We start from the raw sequence: 21,773 nt of genomic DNA, 5'->3' as shown, positions 1-21,773 counted from the left end.
TTATAATGTCTTCAAAACAAAAGGGACAAGCTTTTTCAAAGCTTGTCCCTTTTGTATGTTTATGTGGTCCGCGGTGAATCGTAGCGTCCAAACCAGTCGTACCTGTTTGTGGAGATCCATTTATATAGCGGACTAAACGCTTTTTTCATCAATGGTAAATGCAGAAGCACACCTATTGGGAATGTAAGAGGCAAAACAGCTAAAAGCCGTCTGACCGTTTCAAATCCTGCTAATACTTCCCCTTTTTTGGTGACCATATGAATTTGATCATATAAGTCTCTTCCTTCTTCTTTTAAGTAGCTATACTCCGTTCGTTCAATGTATTGAACTGGAATCCACTGGATTTGGTTCGTCCAGTCCAGCGCTTTAATTATTTTTTTTACGTTGTAACATAAAGGACATTCCGCATCAAAAAATACTTTGTGCTTCATTGTTTCCACCTTTCTTCCCTTATTTCTTTTTCCTTAGTTTATAAATACCCTTTTCTCATTTTTAATAACCATCATTAGGAGGCATTTCTTGTATAGCCTGGCTTTAAAGCGAACATTTTTTGTGGGGTTTCTTTTGTGAAGCCGTGAAAGAAGACAGGATTTTTTTATAAAATATCACTTTTTTGGTTTAAAGCGCTAAAAACATGTTAGAATAGATTTCATATTGATTTGAAGCACTAGATGCACCCATTCAGTCGCACACTAAAAAGAACTGAATAAATCCAATGATAAAAGGTAAAGGTAATGTCTTCATAAACTTATCATGGAAGTAGGTTTATAAATAACGAAGAAAAAAGGAGGAACGGGTGATTACTTTTATCCATTTCATATAAGCTTTTTTACGTAAGGATGTGTAAACGATGAAAAATAAGTACATGCTGTCAGCTTCAGGTATGTATATTAACTATTTTCTACTTGGCATGGTCAATATCATGCTTGCATCAAATATGTCATTTTTGACAAAACAATTAAATACCGACGGTGCTGGAATCAGCTATATTATTTCGGCTATCGGAATTGGAAAATTGCTTTCGTATTCTCTATCAGGCATCTTGTCTGATAAAGTCGGACGAAAACCTTTGATTCTTGTTTCGTCTCTGACGATGGCTATTTTCTTAATCGGCATTCCATTATCGCCAAATTATCCAACAGCCTTTATCTTTGCCATTATTGCTGGTATTGCAAACTCTGCTATGGACGCTGGAACATACCCTGCTTTAATTGAAGTTTTTCCTAAATCTTCAGGTTCAGCCAGTGTTCTTGTAAAAGCATTTATATCAGCTGGAGCGGCACTTCTTCCGTTTATGATTGCCTTTTTTGCAGATCGTGATTTGTTTTATGGTTATGCTTTTTTCCTTCCGGCTCTTATTTATTTACTAAATATGATCTTTATGTTCAAACTGCCTTTTCCCAATCATAAACGCGAACAGAATACAGTTCAACAAGAAAGTGCGGAAGAAAATAAATTCGTCTCTCCTCCTAATATGAAGCAAGAAGGAATTGCTCTTATTGTGATTGGATTTACTTCTACAGCGCTGTTTACAGTGGCTCAAATTTGGCTTCCTACTTATGGTCAACAAGTATTAGGTATGGCTGAAAGCAGCTCGGTTCGCCTTTTAAGCTACTATAGCATCGGAGCTTTAATCTCTGTTTTAGTATTAGCCGTATTATTAAGCAAAGTGCTTCGTCCTGTAACGGTTATTCTCGTTTACCCGATGATTACCCTTATAGCTGTACTTACGCTTCTATTTGTTAAAGTACCTGCTATTGCAATTGCAGCTGCTTTTTTCATGGGATTTTCTACGGCTGGGGTCTTTCAATTAGCGATTACCGTTATGACCGAGCTTTTCTGGAACAAAAAAGGAACGGTTACGGGAATTGTAGCGACCGCTGCTGGATTAGCTGCAATTTTATTGCCTTTAGCAACAGGGCTCATGTCTAAAACAGGACATATTTCGATCATCTTTATTTTTGATGCGATGCTTTCAGTAGTAGGCATGGCGGCGGCGGCTTTTGTTAATTACCGCTACCGAAAAATTTTAAATAAAAATCGCAGCAAACAAATTCAAGAAACAGCATCATAAAAAAAGAGGCTGGGGCAAAAGTATTTTAGAGAAAGTAAAAAAACGAACCATTGATTAATGGTTCGTTTTTTTATTATGGTGAACGTATGGGTCATTTGTTTAGGTCCTTCTAGCAGTTGATTGGAGGGCAAGGCGAAGACTCCTGCGGGAACAATGGAACAGATGAGACCCCGCAGGAGCGCAAGCGACGAGGAGGCTCATCGGCCATCCGCGGAAAGCGAAGACTTGCACGGAAATCAACTGCGGTGTCACAAGCAGTCCAGCTCATGCATACTATTTGTTCGTCTTTATATTGGATTAATTTAGTAAAACCTCAACTTCTTCTTAACTTTTTAAGTCATTTCCTCAGCTGATTTTTGCTTCATAAATAGAAACATCACACCTGAAACAACCGCAAAAACAGCTAAAATGTAAAAGGTAGAAGGCAACGGAATCACGTTAACTAGTGACCCCATAGCTAAGCTACTGACAACTGCTGAAGTTTGTATAGCCGTCATATATGCCGTTGTGGCTAGTCCAATTTGACGCGGGGCTAGTGACTGAGCATACACCATTCCTACTCCCATTGTAGCGGATAGAATAAAAGCATAAAATACTTGAAGCGCAATTAATCCACTCAGCGGTAGATGAAGACTCGTTAAAATAAAATAAAGCACTTGGCAAGCTATTCCAATAATAAAGAATCGTTTAACGCCAATCTTATCAGAAAAATAGCCTCCTAATGGCATAAATACTAGCTCAAAAACAGATGTTACGGTAAAGAGAATACCTACAATCGAAACGGATTGCTTTAATGTATCTGTTACATACAGCGGCAAATACATAGAACGACCGGAGTCCCCCGCAAAAATGAAAAGAGCTGCTACGAATACAGCTATCAATACAGAAGGTATACGAGCTGGCGCTTTTGAAGATGCATGAACTGAAGTTTGAGGTATACTGCTTTCTTCTTTAAGCGCAAAAAGAACCCACACTAAAGTTGCTAGGGATAACAACCCTGATAATAAAAATAAAAGAGTATACCCTCCGTGGTCAATGATTAAAGCACCAAGCATAGGCCCAAAAATATAGCCTTGTGAAAAAGCCATTCGCACGGTACCAGTAATCGTACCTGCCTTCGACTTACTTTCTTCCTTTTTAACAATAAAATCATTCAGCAGAGCAAAGAAAAAGGAAAACGCATTAAATCCTCCTATAGCAAGTAAAATGAGTGCTATTGCATAGGAATGCGTAAACGCTAACGGAACTCTTGAAATGGTTCCGATCAATAACGCCCAAATAATAAATGGCTTTCGTTTCCCCCATTTGTCTGATAAAGAAGCTAAATAAAACGAGACGATCAAACCAATAATGCTCATCGGGACAAATAAAAACCCTGCTTGAAACGAAGTGGCATGCAATGTATTTGTTGCCCAAACCGTTAAATACGGCATAAAGCCGCCAACAGACAACCCGATAATAAATAATGAAATAAAAATCGTTCGAAAATCCCTGTCTGTAAATACAATCTTTATACCTGATACAAACGAATTTTCTGCTTTCGACATAAACTCATTTCAATCCTTTCTATCCAGCTGTCAAACGTTTAATTTCTATAAAAAAATGCACCTTTCTTCAAGAAAAAGTAGAAGAAAGGTGTGTAAAAGGTTATTTTCCAATTTGTACAGCAATTTTTTCTTTTTGTTCTTCCTTGTTGATCAGCTCTTTGAATTTAGTTAAAAGAGGTGCTTTTAATTCTTCATCTTTTAACGCAAAAGCAAGAGTCGTAAAAATAAAATCTAATTTTTCCCCTGCATCATAACGTTCGCCTTCGAATTCGTAAGCATAAATAGAACGGTCTATATTCATACGCTGAATAGCATCCGTTAGCTGAATTTCCCCACCTTTTCCAGCTTCCTGCGTTTCAAGGTAATCAAAAATGTCAGGTGTAAATACATAGCGTCCAATAATCCCCAAATTAGACGGAGCTTCTTCGACTGATGGTTTTTCTACAAAACCATTCACTTCGTATAATCGGCTTTTATTTGCTTTTGGATCTATAATCCCGTAACGGTGAACGGATTTTTCCTCTACGCGCTGTACGCCGATAATCGACGATCCCGTTTGGTTATACTGGTCAATCAGCTGTTTTAAACAAGGCTGGTCTGGGTCTGTTAAGTCATCTCCAAGTAAAACTGCAAACGGTTCGTTTCCAATAAACTGTCGAGCACAGCCAATCGCATGGCCAAGGCCCTTCATTTCTTTTTGACGAACGTAATGAATATTCGCTAGTTCAGAGATATGCTCCATTTCCTCTAATAGTTCGGTCTTTCCTTTTTGATGAAGCAAGTGTTCTAGTTGAATATTATGATCAAAATGATTTTCAATTGCTTGTTTCCCGTTTCCTGTAACAATTAAAATATCTTCGATTCCTGATTCTAAGGCTTCTTCTACAATAAATTGAATTACGGGCTTATTTACAATTGGAAGCATTTCTTTTGGGATAGATTTTGTAACAGGTAAAAAACGAGTACCTAACCCTGCTGCTGGTATAACTGCTTTTTTGATAGACTGCATATGATTTACTCCTCTCTGTTAGTTATCTAGCTGTCTTACATCTATTACGCTTTAACAGGCACCATCTTGAAAATTTCTTTCACTCCTTGCTTGTATCCTCCCGCTGAGCGAAGTGATTCTCCAATTTGTTGTGCATGCTGTTTATATGTGTGAGTAGTTAAAACGTCGTTAACTGTATTTTTGATGAGCTCAGCAGATACATTATTTTTATCTAATTTTACACCTGCTCCTAACTCCTGCACGCGATCGCCCACCATAAATTGATCCACTGCCATTGGAATAACGACAAGCGGTGTATCGTAGTATAATCCTTCACTGCTGCTGTTCATTCCGCCGTGAGTAATAAATAAATCCGCACGTTTTAAAATTTCTAGCTGCGGTACGTATTGTTTCACAACGAAGTTTTCTGGAATGTGTGCTAATTCTTCAGGCTTTGTATTTTTACCAATAGATAAAATAACTTTACCCTCAAAGTCTTTTAATGCTTCTATACATAAGTCATAGATTTCTAGCTGCTGATTAAAAATAGTTCCCATAGAAACAAAAATAATTTTTTCATTTTCATTTTGTAAGTAAGAAGGATCTTCAATATCTAGTCGTTTAACAATTGAAGGACCAATAAACTTGTACTCACTCGTAAATTCAGATACGTATGGTTGAAAGAATTCTGACGTAAATACTAACGTAATATCCCCTGGATTCGACATAATGTCCATGGAATCTTTTAAATCAGTATTATATTGGCTGTTGAACTTATTTAATGATTTTTCGAATTGAGGATAAAAGGAAGATTGGTCAGGTTCTGTTTGACCACTTGGCATCATACAAGTTGCTAACTCCTTATTTAACGCAAACGTCGTACAAAGAGAAACTTTTGGAAGCTGAAGAAGGTCAGCCACAGCGGAACCTGCTAAAAGGTGATAATCATAAAGTACATAATCATATGTTTCATGTTTCGTTTCACTCATAATTTTAGTAATAATATTTTCAGATTCATTTAAAAACAAATTCATTATTTCATAGCGGTCATAAGACTCTTCTTTGGTCATCCGGTTGCTCATATCAAGACTTGGACGAAAATCTTCGTATTCACGAAATTCCGCGCCTGATTTTCGAATTTTTTCAGCATAGTCTTCAATGCCGTAATAGACGACCTTTTCCCCTTGAGCCATCAATTCTTTTACAATTCCTAAAGAAGGGTTCACATGTCCTTCACCTGGAAAGCCTATTACTAATACATTTCCCATAACACTCATTCCTTTCACTTAGTTAATAATTAAATAACTTAATTATTCATTTAGTAAATTTATTGTATAGAAACTGAATTTACTATAAATTACCTTTATCGTAAAGTCATTAAGCGTTTTCAACTAAAAAAAGGTTAAATAGGCTCATTTTGGAATATAGTTATAAATTAACTCAAGAAAAACAAATATTGTAAAATTTATCTCGTTTGTAAATAGATGTATGCGCTTCATTATGATGCAAATAAAAAACACACCTAGCTACATTAAGCATGAGGTGTGTTTTTTATTTAGAAGTTATATAACTCCCATATATCTGATGTTTCTGAACCAATATACCAAGCTGCCGCTCCACCTAAATGATAGTCATTAATTAATTTAACCCGGCGCTGCATAGATGCTTTGTCTTCGAGCCATATTTGATGCTTCGTACCATTTTCGGTGTATTCTACATAGTACTGAGAGGCTTGGCTGTCCCATTTTTTAGTTAACTTTTTAGAAGAGATAATTGCTTCGGCTTCTTTCATCGTTAAGTCTTTTGTGACAACTTTTTTGGTCGATAGATTCGTTTTCCATTCTCGCGTATAAAAAGGAACTCCCAGCAGGATTTTGTGTGCAGGTACATCTTTCATAAGAAGTTCTGTTCCTTCTTTCACCCAAGGCAGCGAAGCCACAGACCCTGGAACCTGACTTCCTCCCCAGTGTTCTTCATAACCCATCATAATGACGTAATCTGCCACTTGACCAATCTGTTTTCGATCAAAGCTTCCTGACCAAAACGGATCATTATTTTCTCGTGTTACGTCTACTGAAACGGTCATACCATGAGGCTTTAACGCTGCTTTTAATTCTTTAATAAATAAAACAAAATCTTGTTTGTTTTTGATATTAATATTTTCAAAGTCAACGTTAATACCGTCACTGTTTGTTTTCACAAGCGAACTTTCGACTGACGATACAAGCTTTTGCCGCTTTGCTTTATTGCTTAGGACGTCACTTGTCAGCACATCATCGAAATTGTTACCGATGAGCGGCCAGACTTTTTTGCCGTTTTTGTGAGCCGTTTGAACATACGATGGATTTATAGAAGATGAAACAACTTTGTCACTCCGCGTTAGCGTAAACCAGCGCGGTGAAACAACATCTAAGTTCTTTTGTTTCATCGATTCTTCATAGCCTGCTGTTTTTTCATTAAAGCTCCATCCCATAACTACAGGCTGATGCTTTTGCTGTACTAAATCAGATTTTTTGATCCAGCCCTTTTTCCCTTCCAAAAGCTGTACTTGCACATAGTAATCAGGAATAACAAGCGTTTGTCCCGGCTCAATATTTGTTGATGATAGCTGGTTTAACTTTGTTAATTCATTCGCTTTTACACCGTACTTTACAGAGATTTTCCAAAGCGTATCTCCTGATACTACTTTATGTAACAAGCCTTTTGGTGGTATTTTCAGCGTTTGCCCCGGAGTTAGCTCCGTCGTTTTTAGCTGATTTTGTTTTATTAGCTCGCTGACTGTTACACCATATTGTTTAGCTAGTAGCCATAGCGTATTTCCTGGCACTACTTTATGAGTAATAACTTGAGCTGCATCTCCCGCTTCAGATGAAATAGCAGGAAATTCTTCTCCTTTTTTCACTGTCTGAACAACCGAAGAATGTAAAGATGGAGAACGATACACGTTTACATTATCACCTTTGACAGTACCCACTGAAGAAGCAGCGTCTCCTTTACTTATTGGGGCCAATCCTCCACTGAAAAGACAGAGAATAAGTAGGCTCATACATATTTTCTTCATTTTATCATCTCGCCTCCCCACTTTTTGACATCACCTGTCTAGTTTACTACTCCTATAAGATAGAATCCTAGAGGTACATTGTGGTAAAGAGACGTCTGGGTATACGTAAAGTTCAAATAAAAAAGCTTACCGCCCTATGGTGATAAGCTTTCACTTCTTATGCATTTCCCACTACGTTTTGATCATTAATATCCATATCAATTGTATTAGCGGTACTGGCACTGCTTGTAATATTCATAAAATTCCCCGTGTTCGCGCTACCAGAACCGACTGTTGTAAAAGCTGTGCTTTTTGGCTTAATAGCCAGACAATCACCAAACTCCACTGAAGATGAAACCAATACATTTGAGATATTGACCGCTCCTACTACCGATGGCATCTGCCTCTCCCCCCTGTTCATTATCTATCTGCTATAGGATATGAGGAGAAGACCAAAAAGTAGCTTTTTCATCTTTTTAATTTTATTAAGGATCAATGCGTTTATACCTTGATTCTGCAAACATATATACCCCGTATGCCATAAGCCCGATTGATACAATAGCCAGCAGTACAGACCCAAAAGGACGCTGCGCCACTTCAGCAAGGGCTCCATCTAACCCTTTCGTTTCGTCTGGATCCGCTTGAAGAGCCGTGCGAATAAGAAAGAAGCCAATAATGCCAAAGACGATACTTCGAGCAATAATACCTGCTTTTCCAATATGCCCGCTCCATCGCCACTCTTCTTTTGACATTTCGTTTTTCTTTAGTTTTTTTAAGAAGCGTCCTGAAAGAGCCCAATATACTTGTCCTATACCAAAGATGATAACGCCAATACCTGTAAGCGCAATGATGGTTTGCCCAAATGGGTAGGATAAAAGCTTGGCAGATACCGTTTGATAATGCTTACCTGACGTATGAACGTGAGCATGAAGCAAAATTTTTACCGAGCTCACACAAAGGCTAATATAAAACGTAGCTACAACTAAATAGCCTAAACGAGTAAAAACGCCTTTTACCCCATGCCCAACGTGGTGAGGATCAAAAATAGCAGAAATGATTTGCCAAAACGCATATCCACTTAAACCTACTGCCAAAACAATTAAAATTAAAAATCCAAATGGCTGCTTTGCAATTGTGTGTAGGGCTCCTTGAGAAGTAACCAAATCGCCTTTTAATCCGAAAGCTGTCTGAATCGCTAATATACCGATGATAAAATAGACCACACCTTGAGCCACATGACCAAACCGTGAAAAACGCACGACAAATGGTTTAGTACGTTCTTTTAAGCGATGCAACTTTCGACCAAACGTATCTTTTTTAACAAATGGAGATTCACCCATACGTTTCCTCCTGCTTTTTGAAAACAAACTTTATTTTATAAAACGCCTGAAAATAAGCGCGCAAATGACTCTTTCGAACGTTCTACTAAGCTTCGCTTGTAAAATGCTACTGGCTTGATCAAATGACTGTCTTCCATATCTTCTTCGTAATTTTTGATGAGCGTTTGAATTGTCTCTCCGTCAATTAAAAATGCATTAACTTCAAAGTTAAGATGAAAGCTCCTCATATCCATATTTGCAGTACCTACTGAAGCCATATCTCCATCTATAATCACGATTTTTTGATGCAAAAACCCTTTTTGATACGAATATACTTCAATTCCACAGCGAAGAAGTTCAGCAAAATATGATCTCGTTCCATATTGAGTCAGAAAGCCATCATTAATTTCCGGCACCATAATTCGTACTTCTACACCTTTTCTAGCCGCAATACGAAGAGCAGTTCTTATAGCTTCGTTTGGAACAAAATATGGGGTAGAAATCCAAATTGACTTCGTCGCGCTTGTAATCATCGTATAATAATAGTCGCTCATATTTTCCTGCGTATCTGGCCCCGTCGCCACTACCTGAACGAACCCTTCTCCTTCAACACGATGAGGTTTTGTATATGATTCATTGTTAATTAAGCATTCCCCCGAAACATATTCCCAGTCAAACATAAAAATCGAGTGCAAGGTTTGAACAGATTCACCTTTTAACATCAGGTGGGTATCTCGCCAAAAACCGATTTTTTTATTTTTCCCTAAATACTCATCGCCTACATTCAGCCCTCCTACAAAACCTACTTCCCCGTCAATTACAACTATTTTACGGTGGTTTCGAAAGTTGAATTTTTGATTAAAAAATCCATACTTAATAGGTAAGAACGCATGCACTTTAACATTCGCTTTTTTCATTCGCTTAATATCTGAACCCGATAGTGTAAAGCTTCCCATTGTATCGAATGTAAAGCGCACTTCTACACCTTCATTTGCTTTTTTTATTAAAATATCAATGATTTCTTTTCCTAACGAATCTGAGTGAAACATGTAGTACTCCATATGAATAAAATGTTTTGCTGACTGCAAATGCTTTTTGATTTCGTTAAACGTTTCTTGTCCATTTTTAAGCACATAGGTTTTTGTATAAACATTCATCTTCGTCAAAGATACACATTGAAGGTACTGAGCAAAGTAACGCTGATGAGATTGGAGCGGCGATAGATCAGGCGTCGTTTCTTTATCTGCCATCTTTCTAAGCATCTCTCGGTTATGCATACGCTTTTTTTTAAACATATGCCCCTTTAAATAGAGCTGTCCTGAATACAAATAAAAGAAAAAGCCTGCAACAGGGAAGAAAAAGAGAACATACATCCAAACCAACGTACTTTCAGGCGTTCGATTTTCAAGCATAAGTGAATACATACAAATAAAAATGATGACACCATATAATCCAACTAAGGCATACTTCCAATGAACATCAATAGAGGTAAAAAAGAAAGCATAAATTGAAAGTAAAATAATAAATAAAAAAATAAAGTCCAACCGGCGTTTTTTCATAAAAGCTCTCCTAAAAACAAACTGTATTGTATCACTTGTCTATCTTTCATATGAGGTAGTATATGGAATACACAGAATTCTTATCATGCATGCCACATAAAATGTACATATATTTGCACAAAAAGCAGTTTAGCCGCTTAAGCAACTAAACTGAACTACCTCAGACAAGCATCATTTATATACCTATACCCTGGATGGTAAAACAAAAAACCTCCTTACAGGGAGGTTTTTTCACTGGTTTTTCACGCACGACCATGACTTTTTATGAGTTGGTATAACCGGACTCTTTTTCTTTTTTAGGCCAAACGAAATTAGAAAGAGATAATAAGAAATCAATTCCTACAATAACTGTCCACAACTCCACTACATTTTGCAGCACGTTGGTTTTTCCATTTGGTACTATATACATCATCGCCGCTAAAAGAGCTGCCCCAATAGCGTAAGCAACAAGGTGCTGTAGCCATGACTTAAAATAATGCTTTGCATATTCTTTTCCGTAGCGCCTACGAGGTTTCTCTCCGTTTTTCATCACATAATATTGAAAGCGTTCGTCTGCCCATTGAATCATACTTTTTCCAAAAGCGATCGAAATTCCAATATACACGGCTGCAATAGCGTGAGCATAAGTCGCTGTAGCACCTCCGTAAAGGTCTACGCTCGTCACAATCAGAAGAAAAAAATCAACAACAGGTGTTAGAGCTAAAATAAAAAAACTGAGCTTTTGTTTTTTAAACGTATACCTTGTTGCTAATCCTAAAATGATGACTACCCAAAAAGCGATTTCACATGCAATAATCATCCAGGCTATTAAATTCAAATAATCCCCTCTCTTCCTCTCGTTCAACGAATAGATAATAGGTTTTAAATAAAAATTTTATGCATAAGTTTATTTTTATGTATATACATCCTGCTTCATAACCCTACGGTCTATTCCATCCTCAGCTGAGTTCTAAGATTCATTGAACCGTATTTGCTAGGCGGCTCTTTTAAACCGATATCTATAATACTCCCAGCTCATTCCTACCGCGACTCCAATCGAATAGGCTAGTATATCGCTCCATAAGAAGCCATACCCCAGAATGAGCCCTCCTAGCGCAGTCTTTCTTATGTCATCAATCCACGGAGCGTGATACAGCTGTGTAAATTCAATGAAGTAACAAAACACTATAGCAAACATACCAATCATTTTTGTCTTCCATGTAGGAAACAAAAAACCCGCACTGACAAAAATCATTAAGGCCCATAACGAATCTCCCGCATATATATTTACGATGTGAGGAAGATACGGAGTAAGTTTTCTTGATAAAAGACCTGCTCCCATGATAACAATAGCTAGAAGCAGATATACCCATCTATTTCTTTTATTCATTTCAAACTCCTTTTTCTTCTTAAATGCTCCGTAACAATAAGCCTTCACTGTATAATTTTATCAGAACCGCAGACTGTTAAATACCGCTTTTTTTCATTTTTTACAGCTTCCCCCTACGTATATATGACAAGTGTCATGGTTTCTATATGACACGTATGTCTTAAATAGTCAGAAAAATCCCTTTATACTGAGGATAATATACGGTGATGAAAGGAATTTCATATGACTATACAAAAACAAAAGAATTTACGAAAACAAGTTGCACCCTTTGAAAAAGCAGTAATGAAAGACAGCATAAGACAATTGATTAATACTTTTTTACCTTTTTTCACACTATGGTTTCTCGCTTATGAGAGCCTTTCAATTTCTTATTTTTTAGCATTTCCGCTAACTGTTATCGCAGCAGGGTTTTTAGTAAGAATATTCATTATTTTTCATGACTGTTGTCACTACTCTTTCTTTAAGAGTAGACAACACAATAAAATTCTCGGAACAATTACCGGTGTCTTAACGATGTTTCCTTACAGTCAATGGGGACATAGCCATGCAATTCACCATGCAACAAGCAGCAACTTAGATAAAAGAGGTACGGGTGACATTTGGGTGTTAACCGTAACAGAATATAAAGAAGCTTCTATTTGGAAAAAAATCGCTTACCGTATCTATCGCAACCCGTTCATTATGTTCGGCGTGGGACCTATATATGTATTTTTGATTACAAACCGATTTAATCGAAAAAATGCGAAGAAAAAAGAAAGAATGAATACGTATCTTACAAATGTATTGATCGTTGCATTAGCAGCAGCGACCTGCTGGTTGGTAGGTTGGCAGGCGTTCCTATTAATTCAAGGACCGATTTTCTTCATTTCAGGTTCAATTGGAATTTGGCTGTTTTATGTACAGCATCAGTTTGAAGACTCTTATTTTGAAGAAGATGAGCACTGGGATTATGTAAAAGCAGCCGTTGAAGGAAGTTCATTTTACAAGCTTCCAAAACTGTTGCAATGGCTGACAGGCAATATCGGGTTTCACCATGTACATCATTTAAGCCCAAGAGTGCCCAACTATAAGCTTGAAGCTGTTCATCAACACACACAGCCTCTTCAAAATGTACCAACCATTACACTCGCAACAAGCCTTCGCTCTCTTCGATTCCGTCTATGGGATGAAGAAAACAAAATGTTTGTGAGCTTTAAAGAAATAAAAACACGCTCAGCTGCACCAAAAGCAAGCAGAATTTCATCTCGAACAAAAGCAGAACTTTAATAAAACAAAACAGTCAAGCTTTCAAAAGCTTGACTGTTTTATCTATCCGTCTAAACTTATTTCATTCTACTTTGTGGTAAACTAATAGTGTATTTTAACAAGTAAACGAGGTTCTTTATGAAAAAATATACGTTTTTCCAAAAAATCACTGGGCTATCTCCTTACATATGGACCGTATTTGCCATTTTACCATTTTATTTTATCTTACAGTCTTCATCCATGAATCACATTATTGTTGGTTCGTTACTCACCATCTTATTTTTTATTTTCTATCGTTTTGCATTTGTTTCAACAGACAAGTCCGTTTACGTATGGACGGCTTTGTTAATCGTTATTTCCTTAGCCCTAACAACTATTTTTAATTATATTTACTTTGCCTTTTACTTTGCTTTTTTTATCGCTTATTTTATTGGAAATATCCAAAAAAGGCTCGCTTTCTTTACTTTGTATGCTGTTCATTTAATTAGCACCGTTATTTCGGTAAACTTTAACGTTGTTATGCAAGAAGAGATCTTTTTAAAACAGCTGCCTTTCATTTTTGTAATTTCCATCAGTGTGATTGTACTGCCATTTAGCATTTATAATCGGAAGAAGCGAGACCGTCTGGAAGAACAGCTTGAAGATGCAAATAAACGTATTTCTGAGCTTGTAAAACAGGAAGAACGACAGCGGATAGCTCGCGATTTGCACGATACGTTAGGACAAAAGCTGTCTCTTATCGGTCTAAAAAGTGATTTAGCAAGAAAACTTATTGCAAAAGATCCTGAAAAAGCAAAATCAGAATTAAAAGATGTCCAGCAAACAGCGCGCACGGCTCTTAATGAAGTGAGAAAAATGGTTTCTCAAATGCGTGGAATCCGCCTTAGTGAAGAACTAAAACGCGTTCAAGAGCTTTTAGAAGCTGCCGAAATTAAGTTTGTAGGAGACGAGGCTATTTCATTAGAGAACGTGTCTTTACTCATTGAAAATATTCTTAGCATGTGCTTAAAAGAAGCCGTAACCAATGTGGTCAAGCATAGCCAAGCCACCGTTTGCACGATTACTTTACATCAGTCTGCAAAAGAAGTAGGCATAACTGTAGAAGACAATGGAGTTGGTATTAATACGAAAAAAACCTGCTGGAAAGGAAACGGTCTTTTAGGAATGAAAGAACGGCTGGAGTTTGTAAACGGCCATCTTGATATCTCCAGTCAAGGGGGGACGATTATTCATATTACAGTTCCAAACATCGTCAAACATATTAAGGAGGAACAATTATGATTCGAATTGTCATTGCCGAAGATCAGCAAATGATGTTAGGGGCTTTAGGCTCTTTGTTAAATTTAGAAGATGACATGGAAGTTGTCGGAAAAGCTTCAAATGGGGAACAAGCAGTATCACTTGCTAAGCAGCACCAGCCAGATATATGCGTAATGGATATCGAGATGCCTCTTAAAACTGGGCTTGAAGCTGCAGAGGAACTGAAAGATTTAAACTGCAAAGTCATCATTTTGACAACGTTCGCTCGCTCTGGCTATTTTCAAAGAGCTTTGAAAGCAGGCGTGAGCGGATATTTGCTAAAAGACAGTCCAAGTGAAGAACTCGCAAATTCAATTCGAAGCGTGATGGCAGGCAGACGCCTCTATGCCCCCGAATTAGTGGATGACTTATATAGTGAATCTACCAGTCCTCTTACAGCTAGAGAGAAAGAAGTATTAGCTCTAGTAGCTGATGGAAAAAACACAAAGGAAATTGCTGACGAACTATCTATTAAGACTGGAACGGTGCGCAATTATATTTCTACCATTCTGGACAAACTCGAAGTAAAGAACCGCATTGAAGCCATTACTCGCTTTAAGGAAAAAGGCTGGTTCAAATGAAAAAAGCATGCATCAAACCGAGATGCATGCTTTTTAATCATTTGGCAATCTATCGTACCCTAATTTGTCGATGATCACAACATGCTCGGGGAATTCATCAAGCAGCTGCTGTTTTGTGAATAATTCAAAGTCACGGAAATCAAAACCTGGTGCGACCATGCATCCAACGAGAGAAAACGCATTCTCATTTGCCACAGTGGAACCAAAAATGGTATCTCTTGGAACTAAAAATTGAGGAACTTCTCCATTTTCTAAGTTTATACCTAGTTTTACTTCTTGATAGGTTCCGTCACGATAGATAATATGAATGGTTAAAGGGCTTCCCCCATGATAGTACCATAGTTCATCTGATTGCAGCCGGTGGAAATGTGATACATCTTGAGACCTTAATAAGAAGTAAATACTCGTATATAGAAATCGTTTATCATCAAACTGCGATGACACTTCTTTATCAGAGATTTCATCATTGGAGCGATAGGTTTGTTTATAAAATCCTCCTTCTGGATGAGGCTGCAGCTCGAGCTTTGAAATCCAATATTCCCACTTATGTAAATCCATTACGTTCCTTCCCTTCCTTTTTCTTTTATCATTAACTACATCATAGTAAATCATTCTTTCTAACACAACAAACGGCTTCATTATTCCATTAGGAAAATGAAGCCGCTTACCACTTGTATCTTATCATTACATCCTACCCTTTCTGTTAGCACGGCTATATCTATACCTGCTAGAATGGCAGCGATGAAATAAATATGTCATATACAAATCTAACTGAAATCGATCTCCCTCAATAAAACAATGAAACGGCTGTTCTCTGCCTTGATCATTTTTTGCAGATGAACGCTGCTTAAACGGGACAATATTCATCTTTTTTCCCCCTCAGATAGATGTACTTTTTAGTGTAAATGGTGATGACAAACGTAATATTTTTTGATAAAAGTGAGGGCTGCCTGTGCATCTTGAATGCCTAGCTTTTTACAAACGCCAGCTAACATTAGCAGTTTGTACATAACCAGCTTTTGATTATTTGTTGCCAGTACGTAATAAACAATCGTATTAGCAACTGCCCGCGGTAATCTTATTTTTTTCAACTCATATAGCGCAGCAGACGAAGACATGCCTGCTTCGTTTAAAATCTGCTCGGTTGTGTACGTCTCCAAATAGCGAGCAAGCTTTCTTTCTTTATCGTTAAATATACCTTTAGAATCGTTCATTTTCTCTCCCTCTGTTATTTTAATAATCCATTAAATGCTGCATTAATTAGCCATAATGCGATAGCTCCCCCTGATAAATAAGCGCTGAGATAGACTAATAATTCCATATACCTCCCTCCCATTTCTATCTTACCCCTTCATTTCTCTAGCTGCAGTGATATTCATCACAGGTAAAAAGTGTATTGTTGAGCTACTGAATAGCTCCGTAAAAGAGCTCGTGAGAAAGATCTCACGAGCTGCTTAGTTAGCATTTCTATTTTCGGATAAAGCGTTTAAAAATCATAATAATTAATAATACGACTACAATAACAAGCAAAAATTTCAACATGAGTTGTCCATCCCTTCAAATCAGTAAATCATCTTTCATTAGTAAGTAGTTACCCTGTTTCGTTTTTTATAAACTGCTTACCTACTTATTTCATGCCAAAAATTATATAATAGTAGAAAAACAACTAAAATAGCCCTACAGGTAAAACATAAATGGGAGTATAACCATGACTGACTATCTTCAAACATTTCTGCTTGAACATTTAGAAGCGGCAGAGCTTATTAGCATTGCCTTGAACATTCTTATTAGTATTACTGGCGTATTTCCAAGCGCACCCCTTACGTTCGTAAACGTAAAATTATTTGGTTTTTGGAATGGATTTTTACTTTCTTTTATTGGAGAAGTTTTAGGTGTAGCTCTCTCTTTTTGGCTGTATCGGAAAGGTTTCCGTACACTTGTTCATACAAAAGCACCTTCTCACTCCAAGTGGCTAAAGCTGCTGCGCGTACAAGGGAAAGAGAGTTTTATATTAATTCTTTCTTTACGATTACTTCCCTTTGTTCCATCAGGTCTCATTACATTCTTCAGCGCTGTAGGAAAAGGCTCCTTTGCGGTATTCATTTCTGCTAGCGCACTTGGAAAAATTCCAGCGCTTTTTATTGAAGTTTATTCGGTTTATCATATTTCACAAGGATCGATGCAAGGTAAAATCATTTTAGCAATTTTATCCATAATTTTACTTTTTTATATAAGTAAAAAATGGAAGAAAAAAGCTTAACAGACTATAAAAAGGGAAGACTATCTAAAAATAAGCAAAAACATTATCTTATGTAACTGTAATAAGATAACGCATTGGAGATGGTCCATTGATTTTTCTGTTGGTTTCTGGAAGTATTATTGTTCCTATTATCATGCTTTTTTTCTCACTAAAGTGGAAAGGAGCAGAACTAGTTTTTAATACGTTAGCCCTTCTTTCAGCGCTAGTATTTGGAAATATAGCCGCTGCTTCTATCTATCGTATCTTAAAGAATCATACTGTTTTTATGACGAGCATTCATGCAATTTTTTTAAATTCAGCTTTTTTATTAACCGGAGCGTACCTTGGAATCTATGCACTGTATAAACTGTTAGCTCTGACCTTAAATGTAAAACAGCGTACTATGTGAAAATAGTACGCTGTTTTTTTAAGTGCAGTTTATTTTATGATTCCAGTTGGTATACATAGAGGTGAACCATCAACCGGATTTTGAATGATAGTTGATGATAAATTAAACACATCTCTTATCATTTCTTCTGTAAATACTTGAGCAGGAGAACCTTCTTTGTAAATCTGACCGTTTGAAATACTGATTAAATGATCTGCATAGCGAGCTGCTTGGTTTAAATCGTGCAAGACCATCACAATTGTACAATTTCTCTTTTGGTTTAAGAAACGAAGAAGTTCAAGCACTTCAATCTGATGAGCTAAATCTAAATATGTGGTAGGCTCGTCCAAAAGCAGAAGCTCCGTACCCTGTGCTAATGCCATTGCAATCCAGGCCCTTTGACGCTGTCCTCCAGAGAGCGCATCCAGTGTGCGATGACTTAAATTAGACAGTTTAGTTGCCTGTAAAGCCTCCTCTACAATTTGATGATCTTCAGCAGAATAGCGAGCAAATAAGCCTTTATGAGGGTGACGACCATAATAGCATAGCTCTTTTACTGTTAAATCTTCAGGAGCTTCAGGAGCTTGAGGCAAAATAGCCAGTTTTTTTGCTACTTCTTTTGATGAATGTTGATGAATATCTTTTCCGTTTAAATAAATATTTCCTTCTGTCGGCTTTAATAGACGCGCCAATGAACGAAGGATTGTTGATTTTCCGCAGCCATTTGATCCAATGATTATGCTTATCTTTCCTTCTGGAATGTGAAGGTCAATATCGCGAATAACTGAAGTTGAATCATATGATAGCGAAAGTTTTTCCGCAGTTAACTTTGTCATTACTCTTCCTCCTTTCTCCTAATTTTTCTGTTCACGCCGCAGTAAATATAGAAAATAAGGGGCACCAATAACGGATGTTACGATTCCAGCTGGAATTTCAATGGGCGGCACAACCCCTCTTCCGAGACTGTCAGCAATTAGCAGGAATAAAGCACCTACTGCTGCTGAAACTGGTAACAAGAACTTCGACCGACTCCCTACTAACCTCCTACTAATATGAGGAGCGATTAAACCAATAAATCCAATTGACCCAACTACAGCTACAGATAAACCGGTTAATATCACAGCCATACTCAATAGTGTATAACGAACGTACTTTGTTCGCTCTCCTAGGCCAACTGCAATCTCATCTCCTAAGTTTAAAATATCGAGCTTAGATGCAAATATAATAATAAAAGGAACAAGTACGACGCAAGGAATTAACATCAAAAGCTCACTCCAGCCTCTTCCCCATAAACTTCCTGTAAGCCAAAGAAGAGTTGTATTCACGTCATCTGGAAACTTAATCATAAAATACTGAATTCCAGCCTGGCAAATAGCTCCTAAAGCTACACCCACTAAAGCCAGCGTATGAGTTTTAGCTCCTTGAGAATAGGAAAACACCATGAGTATAACGGCGATGACCGATGCTCCTAAAAAAGCTGAAAGCGGCAGCAGAAGCATAGAAGCAGCTGGAAATACAATTAAGATAAAAACGGCGAATAGCCCTGCTCCTTTTGTTACACCGATAACATCAGGAGAAGCAAGCGGGTTTTTTAATATCCCTTGCAAAATAGCTCCTGCTACCGCTAAAGCCGCACCGACCACAATAGCAATGAGGGTACGTGGAATGCGATAATTTGTTAAAATAAAGGAACTACCTTGGGAACTACCTACTATTTGCTGAAAGATTTCTGCAGGGGAAATATAAACGGCTCCTACTCCTAAGCTAATTACAACCGTGATGATTAAACATAGCAATAAGATACTTAATATTTGATAAGGGTGTTTTCTTTTCATTGCTTAATATTCCTCCCTTTTCTAGCAAGATATAAAAAGAAAGGAGCTCCGATAAGAGCTGTTACAATCCCTACTGGCGACTCAAAAGGATAGGCAATGAAACGAGAAAGTACATCGGCATAGACAAGCAAAATGGCTCCTAATAGAGCTGAAAATGGCAGGATTCGCTGGTAGTCTCCTCCTACTAATTTTCTAGCTATGTGAGGTACAATGAGACCTACGAACCCAATTGGCCCCGCAACGGCAACAGATGCACCTGCAAGCATAATGACTAGTATACCTGCAAAAAAGCGAATCCATTTTACCTTTTCGCCTAAACCCGTTGCCATATTCTCTCCTAACACTAGAATCGATATAGAACGAGATGATACAAAAGCTAGAAGAAGACCTAGAAATGACCAAGGTAACAAAATTTTTACATGAGTCCAGTCTTTCCCGTTAATAGAACCTACAAGCCAATACAAAACGTCCGTAGCTTGTTCATTTAACACAATCACTCCTTGAGTAAGCGACGATAAAAATAAATGCACGGCCATTCCGGCAAGTGCTAGTTTCACATGAGTTGTCTTTCCGCCCGATGCGAACAAATAAACCGTTATTCCTCCTAAAGCTGCTCCTAAAAAGGCAATATAAACAGTTGATTGAGAGGTAAGATCAGGAAATAGAATAAAAGCTATTACAATCGCTAATGAAGCACCTGCATTTACCCCAAACACTTGGGGTGAAGCAAGCGAATTTCGTGTAATAGCTTGCATCAATGCTCCAGCAGCTGCCAAGCTGGCTCCAATAAGAGCTGCCAGCACGGCTCTTGGCAACCTGAGCGTCTGTACGATCGTTGTCTGCTTAGAGTCATCAGGAGCAAAAATTGCTTTAATTACTTCTGTAAAACTAACTGCAGAGGATCCCACAGCGACATGTAAAATCATTCCGATGATTAACAAGCAAACACTAGCTACCAACACAATGTATTTATTTATTTTTTGCTTTTGGACAAGATTTGTCATTTCCAACACACTTTCTACAGTTTTCTTTTCTAAACAAATAGAAGCAAGAATAGAATAACTATTCTCGCCTCTTTGTCAGATTCCGTTATATTACTGCTGCTTATTGTTTAGTAACTTAACCGTATCTTTTCCAATTGCCTCAGCTGAAATTACCCCTCGGAATCTTGTCCATAAATCACGGTCTACTACAAACACTTTATCATTTTTAACAGCTTTTAAATTTTCCCAAAGAGGATTTGTTTTCCATTCATCCGTTACAAGTTTGCCTTCATTATTTGCTAGGATTAAAATATCTGGATTAATGTCTGACAACTGTTCTAAATTCATTTCAGCATATGCTTCTTTGTTCTGCACAGCGTTCTTCAACCCTAGCTTTTCAAGAAACTCTCCGTCATAAGAAGAAGACGTATGCGCTTGGAAAGAAGTATCTCTGACAACTGCTGGTAAGACTGTCTGACCACTTTCTTCTTTTAACTCATTTTTTAATTTTGAAATCGTTTCTTCATGCTCATTTAATCGCTGCTCTGCTTTTTTTTCTTTTCCTACTGCTTTTGCAATTGTTTTAAATGAGTCTATATTTTCTTCATATGTAGATTCACGGCTTTTTAATTCGATTGTAGGTGCAATTTTGTTTAATTCTTTATAAATTGCTTTATGACGCTGCACATCGGCGATGATTAAGTCCGGCTGCAGGGAACTAATTACTTCTAAATTCGGCTGTTGACGTGTTCCTACTGAAGTATAGTCAATCTTTCCACCTACAAGTTTTTTAATCATATCTTTTTTGTTGTCGTCTGCAATCCCTATTGGCTTCATTCCTAAACCTTGCAGAGCATCCACAAAGGATAGTTCAAGAACAACTACTTTTTTAGGATTTTTAGGAACTTTCGTTTTTCCAAGCTCATGCTGAACAGACACCTTTTGGTTATTATCTGAATTTTCTTTTGAAGAATTTTGGTTTGACCCGCATCCTGCTAGAACAAATAAAATAGCAACAATAGTAGCTATACTGAGAAGTCTAGTCTTTTTAACTTGCTTCATTTTAATGCTTCCTCCTATGTATATACTCTTGATGACGCTGATAATCATTATCATCAATGTTATCTGTTAATTCAAGATGAGTCAATAGTTTTCTCGTAATACGAGACATATTTTGAATAAATAACAAAAAAATCCTTTCACTTCTTTTTGAAAAAGCTTTATTCCCTTCCCTTTTTACGATACACTATGTACAAGTTGACCAAATACAACTTTATTGCACTAATACATTTTAGATAAACTTAATT

General features: G+C 37.3%; 23 protein-coding genes. 7 read left to right on the top strand and 16 right to left on the bottom strand.

Annotation, left to right across the window (positions count from 1 at the left end; translation table 11 throughout):
• Positions 1-59: 59 nt before the first annotated feature.
• Positions 60-431: a thiol-disulfide oxidoreductase DCC family protein gene (locus U9R83_RS07595; protein WP_014460871.1), complete on the bottom strand. Its 372-nt coding sequence runs from the start codon at positions 429-431 to the stop codon at positions 60-62.
• A gap of 419 nt (positions 432-850) precedes the next feature.
• Between U9R83_RS07595 and U9R83_RS07590 the strand changes: the two genes are divergently transcribed.
• Both U9R83_RS07590 and U9R83_RS07585 read left to right on the top strand, forming a co-directional pair.
• Entirely contained in the window at positions 851-2,074 is a 1,224-nt protein-coding gene (locus U9R83_RS07590) for an MFS transporter (protein ID WP_208732558.1), read from the top strand.
• A 116-nt stretch (positions 2,075-2,190) separates the two neighbouring features.
• A complete protein-coding gene (locus U9R83_RS07585) occupies positions 2,191-2,427 on the top strand; it encodes a hypothetical protein (protein WP_080564772.1) in 237 nt (78 codons plus the stop codon).
• Here the strand turns inward: U9R83_RS07585 and U9R83_RS07580 are convergent.
• From U9R83_RS07580 to U9R83_RS07540, 9 genes are all read right to left on the bottom strand, one after another.
• Positions 2,407-3,621: a sugar efflux transporter gene (locus tag U9R83_RS07580; RefSeq protein WP_226555792.1), complete on the bottom strand. Its 1,215-nt coding sequence runs from the start codon at positions 3,619-3,621 to the stop codon at positions 2,407-2,409. The two genes, U9R83_RS07585 and U9R83_RS07580, sit on opposite strands and share 21 nt — an antisense overlap.
• A 100-nt stretch (positions 3,622-3,721) precedes the next feature.
• Entirely contained in the window at positions 3,722-4,630 is a 909-nt protein-coding gene (galU, locus tag U9R83_RS07575) for a UTP--glucose-1-phosphate uridylyltransferase GalU (protein WP_208732560.1), read from the bottom strand.
• A gap of 44 nt (positions 4,631-4,674) precedes the next feature.
• A complete protein-coding gene (locus U9R83_RS07570; RefSeq protein WP_014460875.1) occupies positions 4,675-5,877 on the bottom strand; it encodes a macrolide family glycosyltransferase in 1,203 nt (400 codons plus the stop codon).
• 287 nt (positions 5,878-6,164) lie between these two features.
• Positions 6,165-7,670 carry a LysM peptidoglycan-binding domain-containing protein gene (locus U9R83_RS07565; RefSeq protein ID WP_243557170.1) on the bottom strand — a complete coding sequence of 502 codons (1,506 nt, stop codon included), beginning with the start codon at positions 7,668-7,670 and terminating at the stop codon, positions 6,165-6,167.
• Between the two features lie 157 nt (positions 7,671-7,827).
• The gene (locus tag U9R83_RS07560; RefSeq protein ID WP_014460877.1) at positions 7,828-8,049 is read right to left on the bottom strand and encodes a spore germination protein; all 222 of its coding nucleotides are present in this window, start codon (positions 8,047-8,049) and stop codon (positions 7,828-7,830) included.
• Between the two features lie 85 nt (positions 8,050-8,134).
• Entirely contained in the window at positions 8,135-8,989 is an 855-nt protein-coding gene (locus U9R83_RS07555) for a DUF1206 domain-containing protein (RefSeq protein WP_014460878.1), read from the bottom strand.
• A gap of 35 nt (positions 8,990-9,024) precedes the next feature.
• The gene (gene cls, locus U9R83_RS07550) at positions 9,025-10,527 is read right to left on the bottom strand and encodes a cardiolipin synthase (RefSeq protein WP_115653408.1); all 1,503 of its coding nucleotides are present in this window, start codon (positions 10,525-10,527) and stop codon (positions 9,025-9,027) included.
• Between the two features lie 262 nt (positions 10,528-10,789).
• A complete protein-coding gene (locus tag U9R83_RS07545; RefSeq protein WP_208732561.1) occupies positions 10,790-11,344 on the bottom strand; it encodes a hypothetical protein in 555 nt (184 codons plus the stop codon).
• Positions 11,345-11,500: 156 nt separating this feature from the next.
• Complete coding sequence (locus tag U9R83_RS07540; RefSeq protein ID WP_014460881.1) at positions 11,501-11,896, bottom strand: ribosomal maturation YjgA family protein; 396 nt, start codon at positions 11,894-11,896, stop codon at positions 11,501-11,503.
• Between the two features lie 222 nt (positions 11,897-12,118).
• Between U9R83_RS07540 and U9R83_RS07535 the strand changes: the two genes are divergently transcribed.
• The 3 genes from U9R83_RS07535 to U9R83_RS07525 all read left to right on the top strand — a co-directional run bounded on the left by U9R83_RS07535 (position 12,119) and on the right by U9R83_RS07525 (position 15,021).
• Positions 12,119-13,162 carry a fatty acid desaturase gene (locus tag U9R83_RS07535; protein ID WP_140450541.1) on the top strand — a complete coding sequence of 348 codons (1,044 nt, stop codon included), beginning with the start codon at positions 12,119-12,121 and terminating at the stop codon, positions 13,160-13,162.
• 117 nt (positions 13,163-13,279) lie between these two features.
• Complete coding sequence (locus U9R83_RS07530) at positions 13,280-14,422, top strand: sensor histidine kinase (RefSeq protein WP_014460883.1); 1,143 nt, start codon at positions 13,280-13,282, stop codon at positions 14,420-14,422.
• Complete coding sequence (locus tag U9R83_RS07525; RefSeq protein WP_013056197.1) at positions 14,419-15,021, top strand: response regulator transcription factor; 603 nt, start codon at positions 14,419-14,421, stop codon at positions 15,019-15,021. The genes U9R83_RS07530 and U9R83_RS07525 overlap by 4 nt, the downstream gene beginning before the upstream one ends.
• 33 nt (positions 15,022-15,054) lie before the next feature.
• Here the strand turns inward: U9R83_RS07525 and U9R83_RS07520 are convergent, their stop codons facing one another.
• Positions 15,055-15,579: a cupin domain-containing protein gene (locus U9R83_RS07520; RefSeq protein WP_328575180.1), complete on the bottom strand. Its 525-nt coding sequence runs from the start codon at positions 15,577-15,579 to the stop codon at positions 15,055-15,057.
• Positions 15,580-15,917: 338 nt separating this feature from the next.
• On the bottom strand, positions 15,918-16,235 hold the full coding sequence (locus tag U9R83_RS07515) for a hypothetical protein (protein ID WP_182421169.1): 318 nt from the start codon (positions 16,233-16,235) through the stop codon (positions 15,918-15,920).
• A 494-nt stretch (positions 16,236-16,729) separates the two neighbouring features.
• Here U9R83_RS07515 and U9R83_RS07510 point away from each other — a divergent pair, with 494 nt between their 5' ends.
• Together U9R83_RS07510 and U9R83_RS07505 are read left to right on the top strand one after the other, a co-directional pair.
• Entirely contained in the window at positions 16,730-17,281 is a 552-nt protein-coding gene (locus U9R83_RS07510) for a TVP38/TMEM64 family protein (protein WP_208732562.1), read from the top strand.
• 88 nt (positions 17,282-17,369) lie between these two features.
• Positions 17,370-17,669, top strand: coding sequence for a hypothetical protein (locus tag U9R83_RS07505; protein ID WP_014460887.1), 300 nt, complete (start codon positions 17,370-17,372; stop codon positions 17,667-17,669).
• Positions 17,670-17,698: 29 nt separating this feature from the next.
• Here U9R83_RS07505 and U9R83_RS07500 read toward each other — a convergent pair whose 3' ends face one another.
• The 4 genes from U9R83_RS07500 to U9R83_RS07485 form a co-directional block, all read right to left on the bottom strand.
• Positions 17,699-18,484 (bottom strand): ABC transporter ATP-binding protein, encoded by a 786-nt coding sequence (locus tag U9R83_RS07500; protein WP_028414009.1) that lies wholly within the window; start codon positions 18,482-18,484, stop codon positions 17,699-17,701.
• Positions 18,485-18,502: 18 nt separating this feature from the next.
• Complete coding sequence (locus U9R83_RS07495) at positions 18,503-19,483, bottom strand: FecCD family ABC transporter permease (RefSeq protein ID WP_014460889.1); 981 nt, start codon at positions 19,481-19,483, stop codon at positions 18,503-18,505.
• A complete protein-coding gene (locus U9R83_RS07490) occupies positions 19,480-20,487 on the bottom strand; it encodes a FecCD family ABC transporter permease (RefSeq protein ID WP_014460890.1) in 1,008 nt (335 codons plus the stop codon). The genes U9R83_RS07495 and U9R83_RS07490 overlap by 4 nt, the downstream gene beginning before the upstream one ends.
• 90 nt (positions 20,488-20,577) lie before the next feature.
• On the bottom strand, positions 20,578-21,528 hold the full coding sequence (locus tag U9R83_RS07485) for an ABC transporter substrate-binding protein (RefSeq protein ID WP_182421170.1): 951 nt from the start codon (positions 21,526-21,528) through the stop codon (positions 20,578-20,580).
• Positions 21,529-21,773 lie beyond the last annotated feature (245 nt).

This window comes from Priestia sp. LL-8, assembly GCF_036227845.1.
Taxonomy (GTDB): Bacteria; Bacillota; Bacilli; order Bacillales; family Bacillaceae_H; genus Priestia; species Priestia zanthoxyli.
Note: the sequence above shows the minus strand (reverse complement) of the source record. Positions and strands in the feature narration are given on the sequence as shown.